We start from the raw sequence: 20,746 nt of genomic DNA on the forward strand, positions 1-20,746 counted from the left end.
TGAATTCTTGTTCGTCAGGGCAGCGCAGCCATGGGTTCAGGCTGCGCCGCCATCCGGGGCCTTAGACGTTCTGCCGCTCACCCTTCGGATCGAAGAACACCGAAGACACGATTTCCGCCTCGATCACGCTGCCATCGGCCTGCGGCGAGTAGACACGCTCGCCCATGCGCTTGAGGCCGCCCTTGACCACACCCATGGCGAACGAGTAGCCCAGGGAGTTGGCTGCGTAGCTGGAGGTCACGTGGCCGACCATATCCATGGGGATCGGCTGCTTCGGATCGAACACCAGCTGAGCACCTTCCGGCAGCCATTTGGTCGGGTCGATCGGTTTCAGGCCAACCAGCTGCTTGCGGTTGTCACGCAGGCAGTCCTCGCGGTTCATGCCACGCAGGCCGATCCACGAGAACGGCTTGTTGCGGCCCACGCACCAGCTCATGTTTAGATCGTCCGGATTCATCGAACCGTCGGTATCCTGGCCGACGATGATGAAGCCCTTCTCGGCACGCAGGACGTGCATGGTCTCGGTGCCGTATGGCGTCAGGTTGTACTTCTTGCCGGCTTCGATGATCTGTTCCAGCACGCCCATGGCGTAGTTGGCCTGGACGTTGACTTCGTACGACAGCTCACCGGTGAACGAGATACGGAACACCCGCGCAGGGACCCCGCCGACGTTGCCTTCCTTCCAGGTCATGAACGGGAAGGCTTCCTTGTCCATGTCGATGTCGGTCAGCTCGCTGAGCAGCTTGCGGCTGTTGGGGCCGGACAGGGTCATGGTGGCCCAGTGGTCGGTGACCGAGGTGAAGTACACCTTCAGGTCCGGCCATTCAGTCTGGTGGTACAGCTCCATCCACTGCAGGACGCGGGCAGCGCCGCCGGTGGTGGTGGTCATGATGAAATGGTTATCGCCGACGCAGGCGGTCACGCCGTCGTCGAAGACCATGCCGTCTTCCTTGCACATCAGGCCGTAGCGGGCCTTGCCCACATCGAGCTTGGTCCAGGCGTTGGTGTAGATGCGGTTGAGGAACTCGCGGGCATCCGGCCCCTGGATGTCGATCTTGCCCAGGGTCGAGGCGTCCAGCAGGCCGACGCTGTCGCGCACCGCCTTGCACTCGCGGGCCACGGCGGCGTGGATGTCTTCACCGGCCTTGGGGAAGTACCACGGCCGCTTCCACTGGCCGACGTCTTCGAACTCGGCACCGTTTTTCACGTGCCAGGCATGCAATGCAGTGAAGCGCACCGGCTCGAACAGGTGACCACAGTGGCGACCCGCTACCGCGCCGAATGTCACCGGCGTGTAGTTGGGGCGGAACATGGTGGTGCCCATTTCCGGAATGGTGATACCGATCGAACGGGCGGCAATCGCCAGGCCGTTGATGTTGCCCAGTTTGCCCTGGTCGGTACCGAAGCCCAGCGCGGTGTAGCGCTTGACGTGCTCGACCGACTCGAAGCCCTCGCGGGTCGCCAGCTCGATGGCGGCGGCGGTCACGTCGTTCTGCTGGTCGACGAACTGCTTGGGTGCGCGAGCGGTACCCTTGTCGTGCGGCACCTGGAACAGCGCGACGGTTGCATCTTCCTTGCGGGCAACGGTTTTCGGCAGCACGCCGACGGTAGCCTTGAAGCCTGCCTCGGTGGCAGCACGAGCGCCGCCTTCGAAACCATCGGCGATCACATCGCCAAGCGCGTAGACGCCGTTGATGCCGCCGACGCACTCACGTTTCTGCGGCGCATCGCCCGGCACGAAACCGAGGATGTCGTCACGCCACACCGGACGGCCGCCGAGGTGTGAGGCCAGGTGCACGATCGGGCTGTAACCACCGGAGGTGGCGATCAAGTCGCAGTCGAGGGTTTCGCCTGGGCTGGTGACCTTGTGTGCCTGCACATCGATAGCGGCGACTCGGGCACCGGTCACGTGCTTGCTGCCCTTGGCCTCTATCACGGCGCTGGAGGTGAGGATGCGAATGCCCTTGGCGCGCGCTTCTTCGACCAGCGAACCGCGGGGGTTGTGACGGGCGTCGGCGATGGCCACGACCTGCAGGCCGGCATCGTGCCAGTCCAGCGCAGCGCGGTAGGCATGATCGTTGTTGGTCGACAGCACCAGCTTGCGGCCGGGCGCTACGCCATAACGGCGCACATAGGTCGACACGGCGCCGGCCAGCATGTTACCTGGCAGGTCGTTGTTACCGTAGACCAGCGGACGCTCGTGGGCACCGGGCGCCAGCACTACGCGCTTGGCCCGCACGCGGTGTACACGATGACGCACCTGACCCATCGGCGCGCGGTCGCCGAGGTGGTCGGTCAGGCGCTCGTGGATGGTCAGGAAGTTGTGGTCGTGGTAACCGTTGACCGTGGCGCGTGGCAGCAGGGTCACTTCCGGCAGGCTTTCCAGTTCTTTGACCACGGCGTTGACCCAGTCGCTGGCAGGCTTGCCGTCGAGGGTTTCGCGGGTGTCGAGCAGGCTGCCGCCGAACTCTTCCTGCTCATCGGCGAGGATCACGCGGGCGCCGCTGCGGGCTGCAGCCAGCGCCGCGGCCAGACCGGCCGGGCCGGCGCCGACGATCAGCACGTCGCAGTGCTGGTTCATGTAGTCGTAGCTGTCCGGATCGTTCTGCAGCGGCGCACGGCCAAGGCCTGCGGCTTTGCGGATGTACTTCTCGTAGGTCATCCAGAACGATTTGGGGTACATGAAGGTTTTGTAGTAGAACCCCGGCGGCATCATGTTGCCGCCAACCTTGCCCAGGATGCCCATCACGTCGTTGTTGACGTTCGGCCAGCCGTTGGTGCTGGTGGCGACCAGACCTGCGTACAGCGCCTGCTGCGTGGCGCGCACGTTGGGGATCTGGGTGGCTTCGGTGGAGCCGATCTGCAAGATGGCATTGGGCTCTTCGGTGCCGGCGGCGATGATGCCGCGTGGACGTGAGTACTTGAAGCTGCGCCCGACGATGTCGACGCCGTTGGCCAGCAAGGCAGCGGCCAGGCTGTCACCGGCATAACCCTGGTAGGTCTTGCCGTTGAAGGTGAAGTTCAGGACCTTGCTGCGGTCGATACGGCCGCCGCTGGCGAGGCGATAGGTCTGGCTCATACTTTTTCCCCTTGGCCTTTGACGGTCGACACTGGGCTGGTTTGCTTGCCGGCTTCGGTCACTTGCGGCTTCTCGCCAATCTTGTAGGTTTCCAGAATCTCGTAAGTCACGGTATTACGGGTGACGTTGAAGTACTGGCGGCAGCCGGCGACGTGGTCCCACAGCTCATGGTGAATACCGCGCGGGTTGTCACGGTAGAACATGTAGGTGCCCCACTCCTCGTCGGAGCAGGCGTTGGGGTCCAGCGGGCGAGCGATGTGCGCCTGGCCAGAGGCGTGGAACTCTTCTTCGGAGCGCAGCTCGCCGCAGTGGGGACAGAAAATATGCAACATGACGGTGTCTCCGGTTAGTGGGCGACGGCGGCGGCGCCGTGTTCGTCGATCAGTGCGCCGTTGTAGAAACGGTCCATGGAGAACGGCGCAGCCAGTGGGTGCATTTCGCCCTTGGCCAGGCTCGCGGCGAAGACGTTGCCCGAACCCGGGGTCGCCTTGAAGCCGCCGGTACCCCAACCGCAGTTGAAGAACATGTTCTTGACCGGGGTCTTGGTGATGATCGGGCAGGCGTCCGGCGAAGTATCGACGATGCCGCCCCACTGACGGTTCATGCGCACGCGCGAGAGGTTGGGGAACATCTCGACGATGGCCTGCAAGGTGTGCTCGATGACCGGATAGGAGCCGCGTTGGCCGTAGCCCAGCCAGCTGTCGATACCGGCGCCGATCACCAGGTCGCCCTTGTCGGACTGGCTGATGTAACCGTGCACCGCGTTGGACATGATCACGCTGTCGATGATGGGCTTGATCGGTTCCGATACCAGCGCTTGCAGCGGGTGCGATTCCAGCGGCAGGCGGAAGCCGGCGAGCTTGGCCATGTGCCCGGAGTTACCGGCAGTGACCACGCCAACGCGCTTGGCACCGATGAAGCCCTTGTTGGTTTCGACGCCGATGACCGCGCCGTTCTCCTTGCGGAAACCGATCACCTCGGTCTGCTGGATCAGGTCCACGCCCAAGGCGTCGGCGGCACGGGCATAGCCCCAGGCCACGGCGTCGTGACGCGCCACGCCACCACGGCGTTGCACGGTGGCGCCGAGGATCGGGTAGCGGGTGTTCTTCGAGCAGTCCAGGTACGGAATTTCGGCCGCGACCTGGGCAGTGTTGAGCAGCTCGCCATCGACGCCGTTGAGGCGGTTGGCCGACACACGACGCTCGGAGTCGCGCATGTCCTGCAGGGTGTGGCACAGGTTGTAGACGCCGCGCTGGGAGAACATCACGTTGTAGTTGAGGTCCTGGGACAGGCCCTCCCACAGCTTCATGGCGTGCTCGTACAGGTGCGCGGACTCGTCCCACAGGTAGTTGGAACGCACGATGGTGGTGTTACGGGCGGTGTTGCCGCCGCCCAGGTAACCCTTCTCGATCACCGCGACGTTGGTGATGCCATGTTCCTTGGCCAGGTAGTAGGCGGTCGCCAGGCCATGCCCGCCACCGCCGACGATGACCACGTCATAGACCTTCTTAGGGGTCGGCGTGCGCCACATGCGCTGCCAGTTCTCGTGGTGGCTGAGGGAGTGCTTTAGAAGGCCGAAGCCCGAGTAACGTTGCATGGTGTGTGACTCCACTCAGCGGTAAACAGGGAAATCTGCGCACAGCGCGGCGACGTTCTTCGCCACATCGGCTTCGACGTCAGCGTCACCGAGGTTGTCGAGGATGTCGCAGATCCAGCCAGCCAGCGCCACGCACTGGGCGACCTGGAAGCCGCGGGTGGTGACGGCTGGTGTGCCGATGCGCAAGCCAGAGGTCACGAACGGCGACTGCGGATCGTTCGGGACGGCGTTCTTGTTGACGGTGATGTGCGCGCGGCCCAGGGCAGCGTCGGCATCTTTGCCGGTCAGGCCCTGACGGATCAGGCTGACCAGGAACAGGTGGTTGTCGGTGCCACCGGAGACCACGTCATAACCGCGGTCGACGAATACCTGGGCCATGGCCTGGGCGTTTTCGATGACTTGTTGCTGATAAGCCTTGAACTCAGGCTCCAGCGCTTCCTTGAAGCACACCGCCTTGGCCGCGATCACGTGCATCAGCGGGCCACCTTGGGCACCGGGGAACACGGCAGCGTTGAGCTTCTTTTCGATCTCTTCGTTGGACTTGGCCAGAATCAGGCCGCCACGTGGACCGCGCAGGGTCTTGTGGGTGGTGGTGGTGACCACATCGGCGAACGGAATCGGGTTCGGGTACAGGCCCGCGGCGACCAGGCCAGCCACGTGGGCCATGTCGACGAACAGCAGCGCCCCGACCTTGTCGGCGATGGCGCGGAAGCGCGGGAAGTCGAGGGTCTTGGAGTAGGCCGAGAAGCCGGCGACGATCATCTTCGGCTTGTGCTCGAGCGCCAGGCGCTCGACTTCGTCGTAGTCGATCAGGCCAGTGTTGGTATCGATGCCGTACTGCACGGCGTTGTACAACTTGCCCGAGGACGACACCTTGGCGCCGTGAGTCAGGTGGCCACCATGGGCCAGGCTCATGCCCAGGATGGTATCGCCTGCCTGCAGCAGGGCCAGGTAGACCGCGCCGTTGGCGGAAGAACCTGAGTGCGGCTGGACGTTGGCGTAGTCGGCACCGAACAGCTGCTTGGCGCGCTCGATGGCCAGCGCCTCGACCTTGTCGACATGCTCGCAGCCGCCGTAGTAGCGCTTGCCTGGATAGCCTTCGGCGTATTTGTTGGTCAGGCCGCTGCCTTGGGCCTGCATCACGCGCTGGGACGTGTAGTTTTCCGAGGCGATCAGCTCGATGTGATCTTCCTGCCGCTGTTCTTCGGCATTCATCGCCGCCAGCAGTGCATCGTCGTAACCTTGGATCTGGTCTTGCTTGCTGAACATCTTGTATCTCCCGGCAGCGATCATTTTTTGTTGGGCGGGTTCAATCGACCCTTTGCGGCGATGGTATGACTGGGCGGGTCGGGTCAGATGCCTGCGCACGCCTTGCAATGGCGCGTTTACGACATTGGCTTTGGCGTTGCGCGTCCAGCCCGCTTGGCGGGCCTCGCCAGCCTGGCCAGGCGCTGGCGGCCGGCTTGTATAGGCAACCGCTGAATCGATGGTTTAGAGTGCTGTCCTGCGTCGTTCACAGGACAGTAGCGTCATGACAGACAAGAGCCAGCAATTTGCCAGCGACAACTATTCCGGGATTTGCCCAGAAGCCTGGGCCGCCATGGAGAAGGCCAACCAGGGCCATGATCGCGCCTACGGCGACGACCAGTGGACCGAGCGCGCGGCCCAGTATTTTCGCGACCTGTTCGAAACCGACTGCGAGGTGTTCTTCGCCTTCAACGGCACGGCCGCCAACTCCCTGGCCCTGGCCTCGCTGTGCCAGAGCTATCACAGCGTGATCTGCTCCGAGACAGCCCACGTCGAAACCGACGAGTGCGGCGCGCCGGAGTTCTTCTCCAACGGCTCCAAGCTGCTGACCGCAGCCAGCGTCAACGGCAAGCTGACGCCCGAGTCGATCCGCGAGGTGGCGCTCAAGCGCCAGGACATCCACTACCCCAAGCCACGCGTGGTGACCATCACCCAGGCCACCGAAGTGGGCACGGTGTATCGCCCTGACGAGCTCAAGGCGATCAGCGCGACCTGCAAGGAGCTGGGCCTGAACCTGCACATGGATGGCGCGCGCTTCACCAACGCTTGCGCGTTCCTCGGCTGCAGCCCGGCCGAGCTGACCTGGAAAGCCGGCGTCGATGTGCTGTGCTTTGGCGGCACCAAGAACGGCATGGCCGTGGGCGAGGCGATCCTGTTCTTCAACCGTCAGCTGGCTGAAGACTTCGATTACCGCTGCAAGCAGGCCGGGCAGCTGGCCTCGAAGATGCGCTTCCTGTCGGCGCCATGGGTGGGGTTGCTGGAGGACGGCGCCTGGTTGCGCCATGGTGGACACGCCAATCATTGCGCGCAGTTGCTGGCGTCGTTGGTCAGTGGCCTACCCGGCGTGCAGCTGATGTTCCCGGTGGAGGCCAACGGGGTGTTCCTGCAGCTGCCTGAGCACGCGCTCGAAGCGCTGCGCAGCAAGGGCTGGCGCTTCTACACCTTCATCGGCAGCGGCGGCGCGCGGTTCATGTGCTCGTGGGATACCGAAGAAGCGCGAGTGCGCGAGTTGGCAGCCGATATCCGCAGCATCGTCAGCGCCTGACGGGCCCCATGCGCAGGCAAGCCTGCGCTCGCCTGGGGCCTGCGCAGGCATTACTGTTCGGCGATGGTGCGCACGATGGCATCGACCGTGGCGTCAATCTGCGCCTGGGTGCGCGCCAAGGTGTTCTGGTGTTCGTGCTGCAGCTCGACCTGCTTGGAACACAGGTTCAGTGCAGCGAGCACCAGCAGTTTGTCACCGATCAGGGTCGGGTACTGTCGCTTGGTGTCGTTCAGCGCGGTGTTGAGCATCCGCACGGCCTGGGCCAGGGTTTCTTCCTGGCCCTCTGGCGCCTTGATCGAATAGTCGATGCCGAGAATCGACACGACATTGATCGGCTGCTCTTGCAGTCTCATGCCTCGACGGCACCTGCACTGGCGCGCTCGAGCAGGGCCTGGATGCGCGCGGCGGCGGCGCCTTGCTTCTCTTCCTGCTCCATCAGCGACAGCTGCAGGGTTTCGTTCTCTTCCTTGGCCTGGGCCAGTTCCTGGTCGAGGGTGGCGTTGTGCGCGGTGAGTTGCGCATTTTTCTGCATCAGGTCGCTGACCAGTTGCTCGAGTTGATTCAGGGAGGCTTCCAGCATGGGGTCTATCTCGGTTGTTGCAAAGGGCGCACACGATAAAGAAAAGCGTGAGCCCCCGCCATTAAATATCGATTTCGCGAGGTTTCACGCCGCAGATTGACAGGCTATCGGCTCCCTTGTTCCGACCTGCGTCAACCGTCGGTCAGCTTTCGAGCTGCTAATGGCTAGCTACAAGCTGCAAGCTACATGAAAGAGCGACGGTGGCGCGTTCCCTCTTGCAGCTTGCAGCTTGCACCTTAGTAGTCGATGCGCACGTCGCCCTTGGGCACGCTGCAGCACGACAGGATGTAGCCTTCGGCTTCGTCTTCTTCGGTGATCCCGCCGTTGTGCTCCATCTCCACTTCACCGCCCAGCTTGAGCACCTTGCAGGTGCCACAGATGCCCATGCCGCAAGCTTTGGGGATCATCAGGCCGACTTTCGCTGCAGCCGCGTGCACGGTCTCGCCCGGGGCGATGCGGATGCTCTTCTCGCTGCCGATGAATTCCACCAGGTTCAGGTCCGAGGCATCGACTTCCGGTGCATCGGCAGCCTGCTCGGCATGCTCCACGGCATCGGCCTTGGCCTCCGCTGGGGTCGCACCGAACGACTCCTCGTGGTAGTTCTTCATGTCGAAGCCGACCGCTTCGAGCATGCGCTTGACTGCGCTCATGTACGGGGTCGGGCCGCAACAGAACACCACGCGCTCCATGTAGTCAGGAGCGATCAGCTCCATCAGGCGCTGGTTCAGATAACCGCGATAACCCGCCCAGGGCTCGCCCAGGCCATGCTTCTCGCAAATGATGTGCAGGCTGAAGTTAGGCACGCGCGAGGCCATTTGTTCGAGCTCGCGGTGGTAGATGATGTCCTTGGGCGAACGAGCGCTGTGCACGAACACCATGTCGACATTGGCATTGGTGTCGTAGAACCAGCGCGCCATCGACATCACTGGGGTGATACCGACGCCACCGGAAAGGTAGAGCACCTTGGCCGCCGGGAAATCGATGGCATTGAACAAGCCCACCGGGCCGTGCACCGGCAACTCGGCGCCTTCGTGCATGGTGTCGTGCAGGAAGTTGGACACCTGCCCGCCCGGCACGCGCTTGACCGTGATCGAGAAGCTGTAGGGCACCGACGGCGAGCTGGAGATGGTGTAGGAGCGCATCACCGGCTTGCCTTCGATCTCCAGCTCCAGGGTCACGAACTGCCCGGGCTTGAAGAAGAACATGATCGGCTGGTCGGCCATGAAGCAGAAGGTGCGCACGTCCCAGGTCTCCTGGATGACCTTGACGCAGCGCACGATGTGGCGGCCGTTGGCCCAGGTCTGGGTAGTGACCGGATTGAGGAAGGTATCGGACATGTTCATCTCCAGCAGCCGACTAGTGGGCTTTTTATGGCTGGGATAATGCGCAAGCTTGCGACGCCGTACATTCCTGCCAGCGACATCGGCGTGCTTATCGCGACCAGCCCCGCACGACAAGGCTTGGCGCGTCGTAATTCAAATCGGCCATGTCGCCCATGGATACGGATCACGCCGCCTTCGGACGCACACTCCACGGCAAAACAACCTGCCATTTTTCGCAGGCAGCCTTGCGCCAACCACAACAACGATTAGCCACCTTTTGCCGGCCGCACACGGCCCCGAGGAATACACGATGGACGTCACCGCAACCCTGAGCCTGGGCGATCCACTTGAAGCTGCACGCAAGGCGACTGCCGAGATGCTGCAGACCCGCGAGCGCACCTACTCGCTGCCCCAGCCGTTCTACACCGACGAGCGTCTGTTCCAGATCGACATGCAGGAGATCTTCCACAAGGAGTGGTTGATCGCCGGCATGACGTGCGAGATCCCGGCCAAGGGCAACTACATCACCTTGCAGATCGGCAAGAATCCGATCCTGGTGGTGCGAGGCACCGAAGGCAAGGTGCATGCCTTCCATAACGTCTGCCGCCACCGCGGTTCACGCCTGTGCGTCAGCGACAAGGGCAAGGTGGCCAAGCTGGTCTGCCACTACCACCAGTGGACCTATGAACTGGACGGCCGCCTGCTGTTCGCCGGCACCGAAATGGGCGCCGACTTCGACATGAAGGAGTACGGCCTCAAGCCTGTGCACGTGAAGGTCGCCGGCGGCTATATCTTCATCAGCCTGGCGGAAAACCCGCCTGCCATCGACGAGTTCCTGGCCACCCTGGACCACTACATGGAACCGTACGACATGGAAAACACCAAGGTGGCGGTGCAGACCACCTTGATGGAAAAGGCCAACTGGAAGCTGGTGCTGGAAAACAACCGCGAGTGCTACCACTGCTCCGGCTCCCACCCAGAGCTGCTGCAAAGCCTGCTGGAGTGGGACGACACCAACGACCCGCGCGCCGACCAAGCCTTCAAGGACCACGTGGCTGCTTCCGCCGCCGCCTGGGAAGCCGAGAAGATCCCGTACCTGCACAAGAGCCATGGCCTGCGTAACCGCATCGTGCGCATGCCGCTGCTCAAGGGCACCGTGTCGATGACCATGGACGGCAAACAGGCCTGTCAGAAGCTGATGGGCCGCATCAAGAACCCGGACCTGGGCTCGATGCGCATCCTCCACCTGCCGCACTCGTGGAACCACTGCATGGGCGATCACATGATCGTCTTCACCGTGTGGCCGATCAGCGCGCAGGAGACCATGGTCACCACCAAGTGGCTGGTGCACAAGGATGCGGTAGAAGGCGTGGACTACAACCCTGAGCACATGCGCAAGGTATGGGATGCCACCAACGACCAGGACCGCCGCCTGGCCGAAGAGAACCAGCGCGGGATCAATTCCACCGCCTACCAGCCTGGGCCGTACTCGAAGACCTACGAGTTTGGCGTGGTCAACTTCATCGACTGGTACAGCCAGCGGGTACTGGAGAACCTGGGAGCGGAGCCGGCGCCGTACTTGAAAGAAGTTCAAGCTCAATAATTGACTGAAACACGCCTGTGGATGAACCACAGGCGTTTCTCATCAGCTGCTGCGGATATCCTTGCGTTCGTCTGAGAGTGAGTTGGAGGGTGAGTTGGAGGGTGGCCTCCTAGCCGGATTTATTCCGGAATCCTGCATCAACTCCACTTCTGTCAATTCCAGCGATATAGGTTCTCGCCTTCGGGGAAACCAGGCGGTCACCATAGCCCCCGTGTTCGCTTTGACGTTTTGCCATGCCTGGAGCCCCATGGGTTTAACGACCAATACTGCTTTGGTTACCAGTGACAAGGCCACCAAGTCTGTTCCAAGCGCTCCAGCGACGAATGCTTGCGGAGCAAATCGGGTATAGCTGGTTATTGCCGCGCCCGTACTTATCGCGCCGCCAAGCACTGCGAGGGCATTAGCGCCCACTCCCCATCTGGAAGTGGGTACCGGTAAGACCAGGGACATGACAGCGCCTGCTGCGTTCAATGCCACTACCCCGCCGTTGAGCGCGTGTCCGGCGACTGCAGAGACAATAGCGGGTACCGGGGGTGGCGGTGTAGTGGTGGGTAGCGTCGATGTGAAGGTACGGCGTAGAGGGAAGCCACCCGACGGATCCCGACGGTTTACCGGATCGCCTGCGCAGTACATATACGCATTCATCCCGCCTTTGCCAAACGGGCTCAGTCTATCTGCACTTTGAAAGCGCATGATGCCCGGATTGAATTGCCGATAGCCGTTGCCTAGGTGATAACAGCCCGTCAGAGGATCCTTGGGTTCGCCACAGAACGCACTCATTGGCCCGTCTTGATCGGCAGACCGCCCATAGGCCGTATACGCACGGGGGACATAGGCCGAATCGTGGATGACAGAACGCTGGCCGTCGAGCGCAAGTAGCCGTACATGTTCCATGGCAGGCCTCGGAGATTGAGGGTGAATTCACAGCTGATAGTGGTATGTACCAGCCCTATGTCGAAAAGCGCGGGAGTTTCACAAGCGGATGGCGACGCCTGCCGCTGGTCGTTTCACATGGACGTTTCATGATGTACGTCTCACCACTGTGACGCTTTCTGGCGGACTCGGCGACGAGCGAAGATGACTCAAGGGAAGTACGACTTGCGGGCCGCTGGATCGCCAGGGTTTATGCTGCGCCAATTTCCATGCTTCAAACGCAGAGGTCGCCAGCGATATGCTCGTCAACCCTGCAACTGCCCAGGTTTGCCAATCGCTTTCCGGATCAACCATCCGAGTGATACCGATGGTAATCCCTGCAGTAGCTGATACGGCACTGATGCTGGAAAGCACCCAGTCTGAGCGAGTGGGCAATGGAATGTCCGGCGCGAGCGGCTCCAGGGCAGTCCTTCGTGCAGCACTGCCCTGCTTGTAAAGAGATCTGAAGCGCAATCCGCTGATGAACAGCCCCACCATATTGGTCAGAACACTCAGCGCTGGAAGCACATAATCCGCTGGCTTGGACTCTGACTGGGCACCAGTGGGATCACGGTGGTTGACTGGATCACCCCTGCAATAGGCATAACTATTCAGCCCACCCTGGTCAAACGGGCTTAGCCTGTCTGCTGACTGAAAGCGCATCAAAGCAGGGTTGTAGGCACGGTAGCCATTGCCCAGGTGGTAACACAGGGTAAAGGGATCATGGCGCTCACCGTTGTATGCAAGCACACCGACTGTGGCATTCGCTCGGTAGCCGTAGGCAGAATAGCGACTGACAGCGAGTGGCACGAGGAGCATCGGGACCGTTCCTGATGGGTGAACCTCGAAAGAGATTACCCGGCCGAACGCGCCACGCTCCACTGGCAGTTTTGTCAGTAGACGGGCTCATCGACATGCCCTGTCCACACGGTGATGGTCCACAGCCGGCGCCGTGCGATGCGATTACTTGGGTCAAAACCGCGTCATGCACAGGCACCAGGCTGAAACCATGAGATGGCCAGGCTCAGCGCAGGACACCCTCCTCTATCAGCAGCTTGAGGATGGCTTCGGCGCCTTCCTGTGGAGAAACATCCTTCAGCACCTTGCCGCCACCACCACTGGCCTTGGCGGTGGCTGCCTTCATCCGGTCCGCGCCGCTCTTGGCTTTGATCACCTTGAGCCGCTTGGGCCGTGGCCGTGCTGGCTGCAGCTCGGCATCCGTGAGCAATTGATCCTCGACGATCGTGACATTACGCGCCGCCAGCACGCCACGGCGCGCCGGCCCGAAGGCGCTCTGGCGAGGCTTGGGGGCGGCGTTATCCACAGTCGCCAGCAGCGGTAGACGCACTTTCAGGCGGCGACGTTGGCCACGCGGCAATGCCTGCAGCACCTGGGCAGTACCGTTCTCGATCGACTCTACCTCGGCCAAGCCGACGATCAGCGGCCAGCCCAGCTTCTCGGCCAGCAGAAACGGCAACATCCCCGAGCCTTCGCCGGTTTCGGCCTGGCTGCCGGTCAGCACCAGTTGCGCGCCGGCATCGCGCAGGTAATCGCCCAGCACGCCCAGCACATCGGCACCGACCGGTTGCTCCAGCACGTCCAGGTGCTCCAGGCCCATGCCCAGGTAGGCACGCAATGCTTCTTCATGCGGGTCGCCGGCGTGTACCACTTGCAAATCATCCCCAGCCAGCTGCAAACCCAGCTCGACGGCGCGTGCGTCTTGCTCGGCGCGGCGCGCGCGGCCGGAGCTTGGGTGGGCACCGATGGAAACCAGGCTGATCACTTTCGTACTCATGCTCATGCCCCTATGCCGCATCGCGCTGAGCGCCGCTGCGGAAGTTTTCCACAGCCTCGATCAAGGCCTTGAGAATTGCCGAGCTGTCGCCAATGACCGACAGGTCGGCGCGTTTGATCATGTCGCAGCCAGGGTCCATGTTGATCGCCACGACCTTGTCGCAGGCGCCGATGCCTTGCAGATGCTGGATAGCGCCGGAGATACCCACCGCCATGTACACCCGCGCGGTGACCCAGGTACCCGTGGCGCCCACCTGGCGATTGCGCGGCATGAAGCCGTCGTCCACCGCCACCCGCGAGGCACCCTCGGTAGCGCCAAGGGCTGAGGTCGCCTGGTGATACAGGTCCCAGTCCTTGACCCCGTTGCCCCCGGACACGATGAATTCAGCTTCGGCCATGGCGATGGTCGCCGGGTCCACCGCCACCGAGCCAAGGTCTTCGATGCGCGAGAGGCTGCGCACCACGCTTGTGGACAACTCGACCGGCAGTGCCTCATGCCGGGTATCACTGACTGGATCGGCGCACTCTGCGGCTGCCAGGATCAAGCGCGGTAGCGAGCGCTGCAGGTCCTGCTGGCCGGCGCCGGCACGGCCGATGCATTGGCCGTCCTTGACCTGCCACACCCGTGTGGCCGGCCGCTCGCCGAGCGAGGCGCCCAGGCGCCGACCCAACTCGCCGCCGCCGGTGCGGCTGTCTGGCAGCAGCCAATGGCGCGGCGTGAACTGGTTATCCACAGCGCGCAGGCCCTGCACCAATTGCTCGGGCGCATAACCTTCGAATGCTTCACCTTCGATCACCAGCAGGCGGTCGACGCCAGCGCTGGCGAAGTTGCTTTCCTTGTGCTCACCGAAGACCACGGCGAGCACTGCGCCGTCACTGCCGGCCAGGCCGTGGGCCAGACCCAGCAGATCACGGTCATGGCTGCTCAGGCGGCCACCGACCATGTCCGGCACCACCGCCACGTAGAAGGCCGGTGTCGGCACCTGGTGCAAAGGCAACTGCACTTCGGCGGCGGCCGTGCGCCGCCCTACGACGCCGGTGCCTTGCTGGGCGCCGCTGCGATCGATGCGCTTAAGGCCAGCAGGGCCAACGAACCCGGCTGCCATGGCGTGGGGATTCTTGCGCATGAGGCCGTTGGGCCCCATCCAGCTGGTCTGTTGCGTCTGCATCGCCGCATGCAGCGGATGCAGTCGGTTACGGGCGATCCACTCGGCGCGTGGGTCGCGGCGGATGATGTCGCTCATCAATGCACCTCCGCAGGTTCACGTTTGCTTGCGGGCGACTTGGCAGGCGCCGGCGCTTGCTCTTCGATCAGCACATCGGCGACCAATTCGGCGAGGTCCTTGATCTGTGGGCGCGGTTCGACCACACCTTCGAGCATGGCGGTGCATTGCGGGCAGCCCACGGCCACCAGCTCTGCCTCGGTCTCGCGAATGTCGTCCATGCGCATGTCAGGGATACGCTGCTTGCCAGGGATGTCGGTGATCGGTGCACCGCCGCCGCCGCCGCAGCAACGCGAACGGAAACCTGAGCGCTGCATCTCGCGTACTTCGATTCCCAGTGCCTTGAGCACCTCGCGCGGCGCTTCGTATTCACCGTTGTAACGGCCCAGGTAGCAAGGGTCGTGGTAGGTGACGCTGCCGCCCTTGTGCTGGCCCAGGTTGAGTTTCTTCGCCGCGATCAATTCGGCGATGTAGGTACTGTGGTGCTGTACCTGGTATTCACCGCCCAAGGCGCCGTATTCATTCTTCAGCACGTGGAAGCTGTGCGGATCGCAGGTGACGATGCGCTGGAAGCTGTACTTGGCCAAGGTCTGGATGTTGCGTTTGGCCAACTGCTGGAAGGTCGCCTCGTCGCCCAGGCGCCGCGCCACGTCACCGCTGTCGCGTTCTTCCAGGCCAAGCACGGCGAAGTCCACGCCCGAGGCTTTGAGCACTTTGACGAACGAGCGCAGGGTGCGCTGGTTGCGCATGTCGAATGCGCCGTCTCCAACCCAGAAGAGCACCTCGGTGGTGTTCACCTCAGACAGCAGTTTCAGGTTCAGGTCAGCCGCCCAGTTCATCCGCCCACCGGGGGCGAAGCCGCCTGGGTTGTCGGTGGCGATCAGGTTGTCCAGCACCTCGGCGCCTTTGTTTGGCGTGGCGCCTTTCTCGAGGGTCAGGTGGCGACGCATGTCGACGATGGCATCGACGTGCTCGATCATCATCGGGCACTCCTCGACGCAGGCGCGGCAGGTGGTGCACGACCACAGGGTTTCGGCATCGACCAGGCCGTTGACGATCGGCTGGTGCGGGTTGCCGCCATGCTCGCCAAGCGGCTTGCCGGGGTATGGGCTGCCGGCGAACTTAGCGTCGGTGCCACCCGCCAGGCCGATCACCATGTCCTGGATCAGTTTCTTCGGGTTCAGTGGCTGGCCGGCGGCGAAGGCTGGGCACATGGCCTCGCACTTACCGCACTGCACGCATGCGTCGAAGCCGAGCAGCTGGTTCCAGGTGAAATCGATCGGCTTCTCCACACCCAGCGGGGCGCGCGGGTCTTCGAGGTCCAGCGGTTTGAGGCCGGTGGAGCGACCGCCGCCGAAGCGCTCGGCGCGGCGGTGCCAGGCCAGGTGCAGGGCGCCGGCGAAGGCATGCTTCATTGGCCCGCCCCAGGTCATGCCGAAGAACAGCTCCGACACACCCCACAGCACGCCCAGGCCGAGAATGCCCACCATGACCCAGCCGCCGGTATTGGCCGGCAGGATTCCGGCCACCGGCAAGGTAGCGATGAAGAAGCTCGCCGCGAACACCAGCAAGCTCTTGGGCAGCCGCATCCACGGCCCCTTGGACAGGCGCGCAGGCGGGTTCAGGCGGCGTTTGAAGACGAAGATCGCGCCCGTGAACATGATCACCGTGGCCACCAGCAAGGCGTAGCCGAGGATCTTGCTCTGCAGGCCGAAGCCGTGCACCAGGATCGCCAGCGCGGCCGACAGTACGAAGCCACCGGCGGTGGCGACGTGGGTCCTGGACATGTACTTGTCGCGCTCGACCACGTGGTGCAGGTCCACCAGGTAGCGCCGCGGCATGGCCAGCAGGCCGCCGATCAGGTTGACCTTGGCAGGCCGGCCACGGCGCCACATGCGCACCCGGCGCAGGGCGCCGAGCACCGCCAATCCGAGGGCAGCGAACAGCAGGATGGGTAGAAGGGTGTTCAACATGGGAGGCTCCCACAACAGCTGGATTCTTGCGTCACCTCAATGGCGGCGCGGACCCCTGTAGGAGCGAGCATCGCTCGCGATAGCGCCCGGTCGGACAACCCGGTTGCCAAAGCCGACGCCATCGCGAGCTCTGCTCGCGCCTACAGGGGGGCCAGTCCCGCCTCTACAGAGGCGGTGCGATCAGAAGTCCTTGCACAGGCGCAAGGCGTCGTAGATCGCGGCATGCACGTTGCGCTGGGCTACGCAGTCACCAATGCGGTACAGCAGGTAACCCTCGCCCGGTTGGCTGAGCATCGGCTGTGGCTTGATGGCGAACAGCGCCTCCACGTCGATCTGGCCCTTGTTGCGCGAGCCGTCCTTCAGCGCGTAGTACAGCTGCTCGTCAGGACGCACGCCGTTCTCCACCACCACCTGGTCGACCACGCGTTCTTCCTTGGCGCCGGTGTACTCGTTCTCCAGTACCGCCACCAGCTTGTCACCCTCGCGATAGACCTTTTCCAGCATCATGTCGCCGGTCATGATCACTTCCTTGGGGTACATGCTGCGGTAGTAGGTCGGGAAGGTCGTACCGCCCATGGCCACGCCCGGCTTGATGTCGTCGGTGACGATCTCGACCTGGCTGCCCTTGTCGGCGATGAAGTCGGCCACCGACATACCGGTGAATTCGCAGATGGTGTCGTACACCAGCACGTTCTTGCCCGGCGCGACCTTGCCGTCGAGCACGTCCCAGCTGCTGACCACCAGCCCTTCGTCAGCGCCCCAGTGCTCGTTCTGCTCGAGGAACGAATGCCCGCCGACCGCCAGTACGATCACATCCGGACGCAGGTCCTGAATGGTCGGCACGTCAGCGGCAGTGCCCAGGCGCAGGTCGACCTTCAGACGCGCCAGCTCCAGCTGATACCAGCGGGTGATACCGGCGATCTGGTCGCGCTGCGGCGCCTTGGCGGCGATGGTGATCTGCCCGCCGATCTGGTCCTTTTTCTCGAACAGGGTCACGTCGTGGCCACGCTCGGCAGCGACCCGCGCCGCTTCCATGCCCGCCGGACCTGCACCTACCACCACCACCTTGCGCTTGACCCCAGTGGTCTTCTCGATGATGTGCGGCACGCCCATGTATTCCCGGGAGGTCGCAGCGTTCTGGATGCACAGCACATCCAGGCCCTGGTACTGGCGGTCGATGCAGTAGTTGGCACCGACGCACTGCTTGATCTGGTCGATCTGGCCCATCTTGATCTTGGCGATCAGGTGCGGGTCGGCCATGTGCGCACGGGTCATGCCGACCATGTCCACGTAGCCGCCTTCCAGAATGCGCGTGGCCTGGTTCGGGTCCTTGATGTTCTGCGCGTGCAGCACCGGTACCTTGACCACTTCCTTGATGCCGGCCGCCAGGTGCAGGAATGGCTCCGGCGGGTAGCTCATGTTCGGGATGACGTTGGCCAGGGTGTTGTGGGTGTCGCAGCCAGAGCCGACCACGCCGATGAAATCGAGCATGCCGGTGCCGTCGTAGTAGGCGGCGATCTGCTTCATGTCCTCGTGGCTCAGGCCATCGGGGTGGAATTCGTCACCGCAGATGCGCATGCCTACGCAGAAATCGTCACCGACTTCGGCACGTACCGCCTTGAGCACTTCCAGGCCGAACTTCATGCGCCCTTCGAAGCTGCCGCCCCATTCATCGGTACGCTTGTTGACCCGAGGGCTCCAGAACTGGTCGATCATGTGCTGGTGCACCGCCGACAGCTCGACGCCATCCAGGCCGCCTTCCTTGGCCCGGCGCGCTGCTTGTGCGTAGTTGCCGATCACCCGCCAGATCTCTTCGACCTCGATGGTCTTGCAGGTGGCGCGGTGCACCGGTTCACGGATACCTGACGGCGACATCAGGGTCGGCCAGTTGAAGCCGTCCCAGCGCGAGCGACGACCCATGTGGGTAATCTGGATCATGATCTTGGCGCCATGCTTGTGCATGGCGTCAGCCAGGTTCTGGAAGTGCGGGATGATGCGGTCGGTCGAGAGGTTGACCGACGCCCACCATTCCTGCGGGCTGTCGATAGCCACCACCGACGAGCCACCACAAATGGCCAGGCCGATACCGCCCTTGGCCTTCTCTTCGTAGTACTTCACGTAGCGGTCGGTGGTCATCCCGCCGTCAGTGGCGTAGACCTCGGCGTGCGCGGTGCTGAGCACGCGGTTGCGAATGGTCAGTTTGCCGATCTGGATCGGTTGGAACATTGCTTCGAATGCCATGACGCTATCTCCGGCTTACAACGGCTTTGTAACGAACAGGCCATCTTCGTGGCCTTCTTCCGACCCGCCATATACCTGCTCGGCGACGGTGCGAATCGAGCTGCCGCGGGCAGCGAGAATCTGGTCCATGGCGCCGGCGAACCAGCCGGTGAACATGTAGTCGACCTTGCGGCCACACTTGCCATAGACGTAGACGAATGCAGAGTGCTTGAGCTTGACGCTGCAGGTGCCTTTATCCAGGTCGATGTCCTGGATCTCGAACAGGCCCCAGCCACGCTGGCTCAGGCGCTTCATGTAGTGCTCGAACACCGCCACGCCTTCCAGGCCATGGCATTCGGCTTCTTTTTCGCACCAGTGCCAGGCGGACTTGTAACCGGCCTTGTAGAGGATCTCGGCGTACTTGTCGGCGCCCAGGACTTCCTCGATGCCCATGTGGTTGTTGACGAAGAAATGCCGCGGCACGTACAGCATCGGCAAGGCATCGCTGGTCCAGACACCGGTCTCGCTGTCGACTTCGATTGGCAATTGCGGGGCGATCTTGGCCATGGAAACTCAACTCCAGAAAATTTTTGTTTGGATGCCCCTGCGTTGCTGGCAGGGGCCGGTCAGGCGTGGAGAGCGGCTTATTCGCCCCAGACATCCTTGAGGACATTGACCCAGTTCTCGCCCATGATCTTGCGCACCACGCGCTCGGAATGGCCGCGTTTGAGCAAGGTCTCGGTGAGGTTGGGGAACTCGCCAACGGTGCGAATGCCCAGCGGGTTGATGATCTTGCCGAAGTTGGTCAGGCGACGCGCGTAGCCCTTGTCGTGGGTCAGGTACTCGAAGAAGTCCTGGCCGTGGCCCTGGGTGAAGTCGGTACCGATACCGATGGCGTCTTCACCGACGATGTTCATGGTGTACTCGATGGCTTCGGCGTAGTCGTCGATGGTCGAATCGATACCCTTGGCCAGGAACGGCGCGAACATGGTCACGCCGACGAAGCCGCCGTGGTCGGCGATGAAGCGCAGCTCTTCATCGGACTTGTTGCGTGGGTGTTCCTTGAGGCCCGAAGGCAGACAGTGGGAATAGCACACGGGCTTCTTCGATTCGAGAATGACTTCCTCGGAAGTTTTCGAGCCGACGTGGGACAGGTCGCACATGATGCCGACGCGGTTCATCTCGGCGACGATCTCGCGGCCGAAGCCCGACAGGCCGCCATCGCGCTCGTAACAACCGGTACCGACCAGGTTCTGGGTGTTGTAGCACATCTGCACGATGCCCACGCCCAGCTGCTTGAACACATCGACATAGGCGATCTGGTCTTCGAAGGCATGGGCGTTCTGGAAGCCGAACAGAATGCCGGTCTTGCCCAGCTCCTTGGCTTTGCGGATGTCGGCGGTGGTGCGCACCGGCATGACCAGGTCGGTGTTGTCGCGTATGAGTTTCTGGCTGGCGGCGATCTGGTCGACGGTGGCCTTGAAACCTTCCCAGACCGAGACGGTGCAGTTGGCCGCAGTCAGGCCGCCCTTGCGCATGTCCTCGAACAGCTCACGGTTCCACTTGGCAATGATCAGGCCGTCGATAACGATGCTGTCGGCGTGCAGCTCGGCTGGGCTCATCAGGCTGTCCCCTTTTTATTCAGTTGGGCTTCGCCGAACCACGTGCCGGCGCTTTGGGGCCAGCATATGCCTGTGCCCGGTGACGCCCCGATGCAAAAACGACAGGGGGTTTGCCGAAAGCGTCAAGGCGCGACATAGCGCCCTCTGGCCCGCCGTTCGGCAATGAGAGACGGTCTCGATAACGACATGGCCGAGCGGTTCATGAACATTTCTGCAGATGGCTACCGCCGCGCGCGCGTCTGAGCGAGA

The 20,746-nt window shown here is 62.9% G+C and carries 17 protein-coding genes; 2 read left to right on the plus strand and 15 right to left on the minus strand.

The features are described from left to right. Window positions 1-61 precede the first annotated feature (61 nt). From FS665_RS03845 to FS665_RS03860, 4 genes are read right to left on the minus strand one after another with little or no spacing between them, the layout of a single operon-like run. Complete coding sequence (locus tag FS665_RS03845; protein WP_145183691.1) at window positions 62-3,079, minus strand: sarcosine oxidase subunit alpha; 3,018 nt, start codon at window positions 3,077-3,079, stop codon at window positions 62-64. Then, window positions 3,076-3,411 carry a sarcosine oxidase subunit delta gene (locus FS665_RS03850; protein ID WP_145183694.1) on the minus strand — a complete coding sequence of 112 codons (336 nt, stop codon included), beginning with the start codon at window positions 3,409-3,411 and terminating at the stop codon, window positions 3,076-3,078. The genes FS665_RS03845 and FS665_RS03850 overlap by 4 nt, the downstream gene beginning before the upstream one ends. A 14-nt stretch (window positions 3,412-3,425) precedes the next feature. Then, the gene (locus FS665_RS03855; RefSeq protein WP_145183698.1) at window positions 3,426-4,676 is read right to left on the minus strand and encodes a sarcosine oxidase subunit beta family protein; all 1,251 of its coding nucleotides are present in this window, start codon (window positions 4,674-4,676) and stop codon (window positions 3,426-3,428) included. A gap of 15 nt (window positions 4,677-4,691) precedes the next feature. Continuing rightward, window positions 4,692-5,945, minus strand: a complete 1,254-nt coding sequence (locus FS665_RS03860; RefSeq protein ID WP_145183701.1) for a serine hydroxymethyltransferase — start codon at window positions 5,943-5,945, stop codon at window positions 4,692-4,694. A gap of 262 nt (window positions 5,946-6,207) precedes the next feature. On the opposite strand from FS665_RS03860, the gene FS665_RS03865 reads away from it, so the two are divergent. Continuing rightward, window positions 6,208-7,248 (plus strand): low specificity L-threonine aldolase, encoded by a 1,041-nt coding sequence (locus tag FS665_RS03865; protein WP_145183704.1) that lies wholly within the window; start codon window positions 6,208-6,210, stop codon window positions 7,246-7,248. A 50-nt stretch (window positions 7,249-7,298) separates the two neighbouring features. On the opposite strand, the gene FS665_RS03870 is transcribed toward FS665_RS03865, so the two are convergent. The 3 genes from FS665_RS03870 to gbcB form a co-directional block, all read right to left on the minus strand. Next, window positions 7,299-7,601: a cell division protein ZapA gene (locus tag FS665_RS03870; RefSeq protein ID WP_145183707.1), complete on the minus strand. Its 303-nt coding sequence runs from the start codon at window positions 7,599-7,601 to the stop codon at window positions 7,299-7,301. Then, a complete protein-coding gene (locus FS665_RS03875) occupies window positions 7,598-7,828 on the minus strand; it encodes a hypothetical protein (RefSeq protein WP_145183710.1) in 231 nt (76 codons plus the stop codon). The genes FS665_RS03870 and FS665_RS03875 overlap by 4 nt, the downstream gene beginning before the upstream one ends. Before the next feature lie 236 nt (window positions 7,829-8,064). Beyond that, entirely contained in the window at window positions 8,065-9,165 is a 1,101-nt protein-coding gene (gbcB, locus tag FS665_RS03880) for a glycine-betaine demethylase subunit GbcB (protein WP_145183713.1), read from the minus strand. Between the two features lie 295 nt (window positions 9,166-9,460). Here gbcB and gbcA point away from each other — a divergent pair, with 295 nt between their 5' ends. Continuing rightward, window positions 9,461-10,753, plus strand: coding sequence for a glycine-betaine demethylase subunit GbcA (gene gbcA / locus FS665_RS03890; RefSeq protein ID WP_145183719.1), 1,293 nt, complete (start codon window positions 9,461-9,463; stop codon window positions 10,751-10,753). 42 nt (window positions 10,754-10,795) lie between these two features. Here gbcA and FS665_RS23865 read toward each other — a convergent pair whose 3' ends face one another. From FS665_RS23865 to FS665_RS03930, 8 genes are all read right to left on the minus strand, one after another. After that, complete coding sequence (locus FS665_RS23865; RefSeq protein ID WP_145183722.1) at window positions 10,796-11,647, minus strand: RHS repeat-associated core domain-containing protein; 852 nt, start codon at window positions 11,645-11,647, stop codon at window positions 10,796-10,798. A 126-nt stretch (window positions 11,648-11,773) separates the two neighbouring features. After that, a complete protein-coding gene (locus tag FS665_RS23805; protein WP_145183725.1) occupies window positions 11,774-12,484 on the minus strand; it encodes an RHS repeat-associated core domain-containing protein in 711 nt (236 codons plus the stop codon). A gap of 205 nt (window positions 12,485-12,689) precedes the next feature. Beyond that, on the minus strand, window positions 12,690-13,460 hold the full coding sequence (locus FS665_RS03905) for an electron transfer flavoprotein subunit beta (RefSeq protein ID WP_145183728.1): 771 nt from the start codon (window positions 13,458-13,460) through the stop codon (window positions 12,690-12,692). A 10-nt stretch (window positions 13,461-13,470) separates the two neighbouring features. Next, entirely contained in the window at window positions 13,471-14,703 is a 1,233-nt protein-coding gene (locus FS665_RS03910) for an electron transfer flavoprotein subunit alpha/FixB family protein (protein ID WP_145183731.1), read from the minus strand. Further along, complete coding sequence (gene dgcB, locus FS665_RS03915) at window positions 14,703-16,655, minus strand: dimethylglycine demethylation protein DgcB (protein WP_145183734.1); 1,953 nt, start codon at window positions 16,653-16,655, stop codon at window positions 14,703-14,705. The genes FS665_RS03910 and dgcB overlap by 1 nt, the downstream gene beginning before the upstream one ends. Window positions 16,656-16,835: 180 nt before the next feature. Further along, complete coding sequence (gene dgcA, locus FS665_RS03920) at window positions 16,836-18,896, minus strand: dimethylglycine demethylation protein DgcA (protein WP_145183737.1); 2,061 nt, start codon at window positions 18,894-18,896, stop codon at window positions 16,836-16,838. A 15-nt stretch (window positions 18,897-18,911) separates the two neighbouring features. Continuing rightward, complete coding sequence (locus tag FS665_RS03925) at window positions 18,912-19,442, minus strand: DUF5943 domain-containing protein (RefSeq protein WP_013970507.1); 531 nt, start codon at window positions 19,440-19,442, stop codon at window positions 18,912-18,914. 77 nt (window positions 19,443-19,519) lie between these two features. Beyond that, window positions 19,520-20,497, minus strand: coding sequence for a dipeptidase (locus FS665_RS03930; RefSeq protein ID WP_145183740.1), 978 nt, complete (start codon window positions 20,495-20,497; stop codon window positions 19,520-19,522). Window positions 20,498-20,746: the final 249 nt, after the last annotated feature.

It is taken from the genome of Pseudomonas sp. URMO17WK12:I11, from assembly GCF_007677725.1.
Taxonomy (GTDB): domain Bacteria; phylum Pseudomonadota; class Gammaproteobacteria; order Pseudomonadales; family Pseudomonadaceae; genus Aquipseudomonas.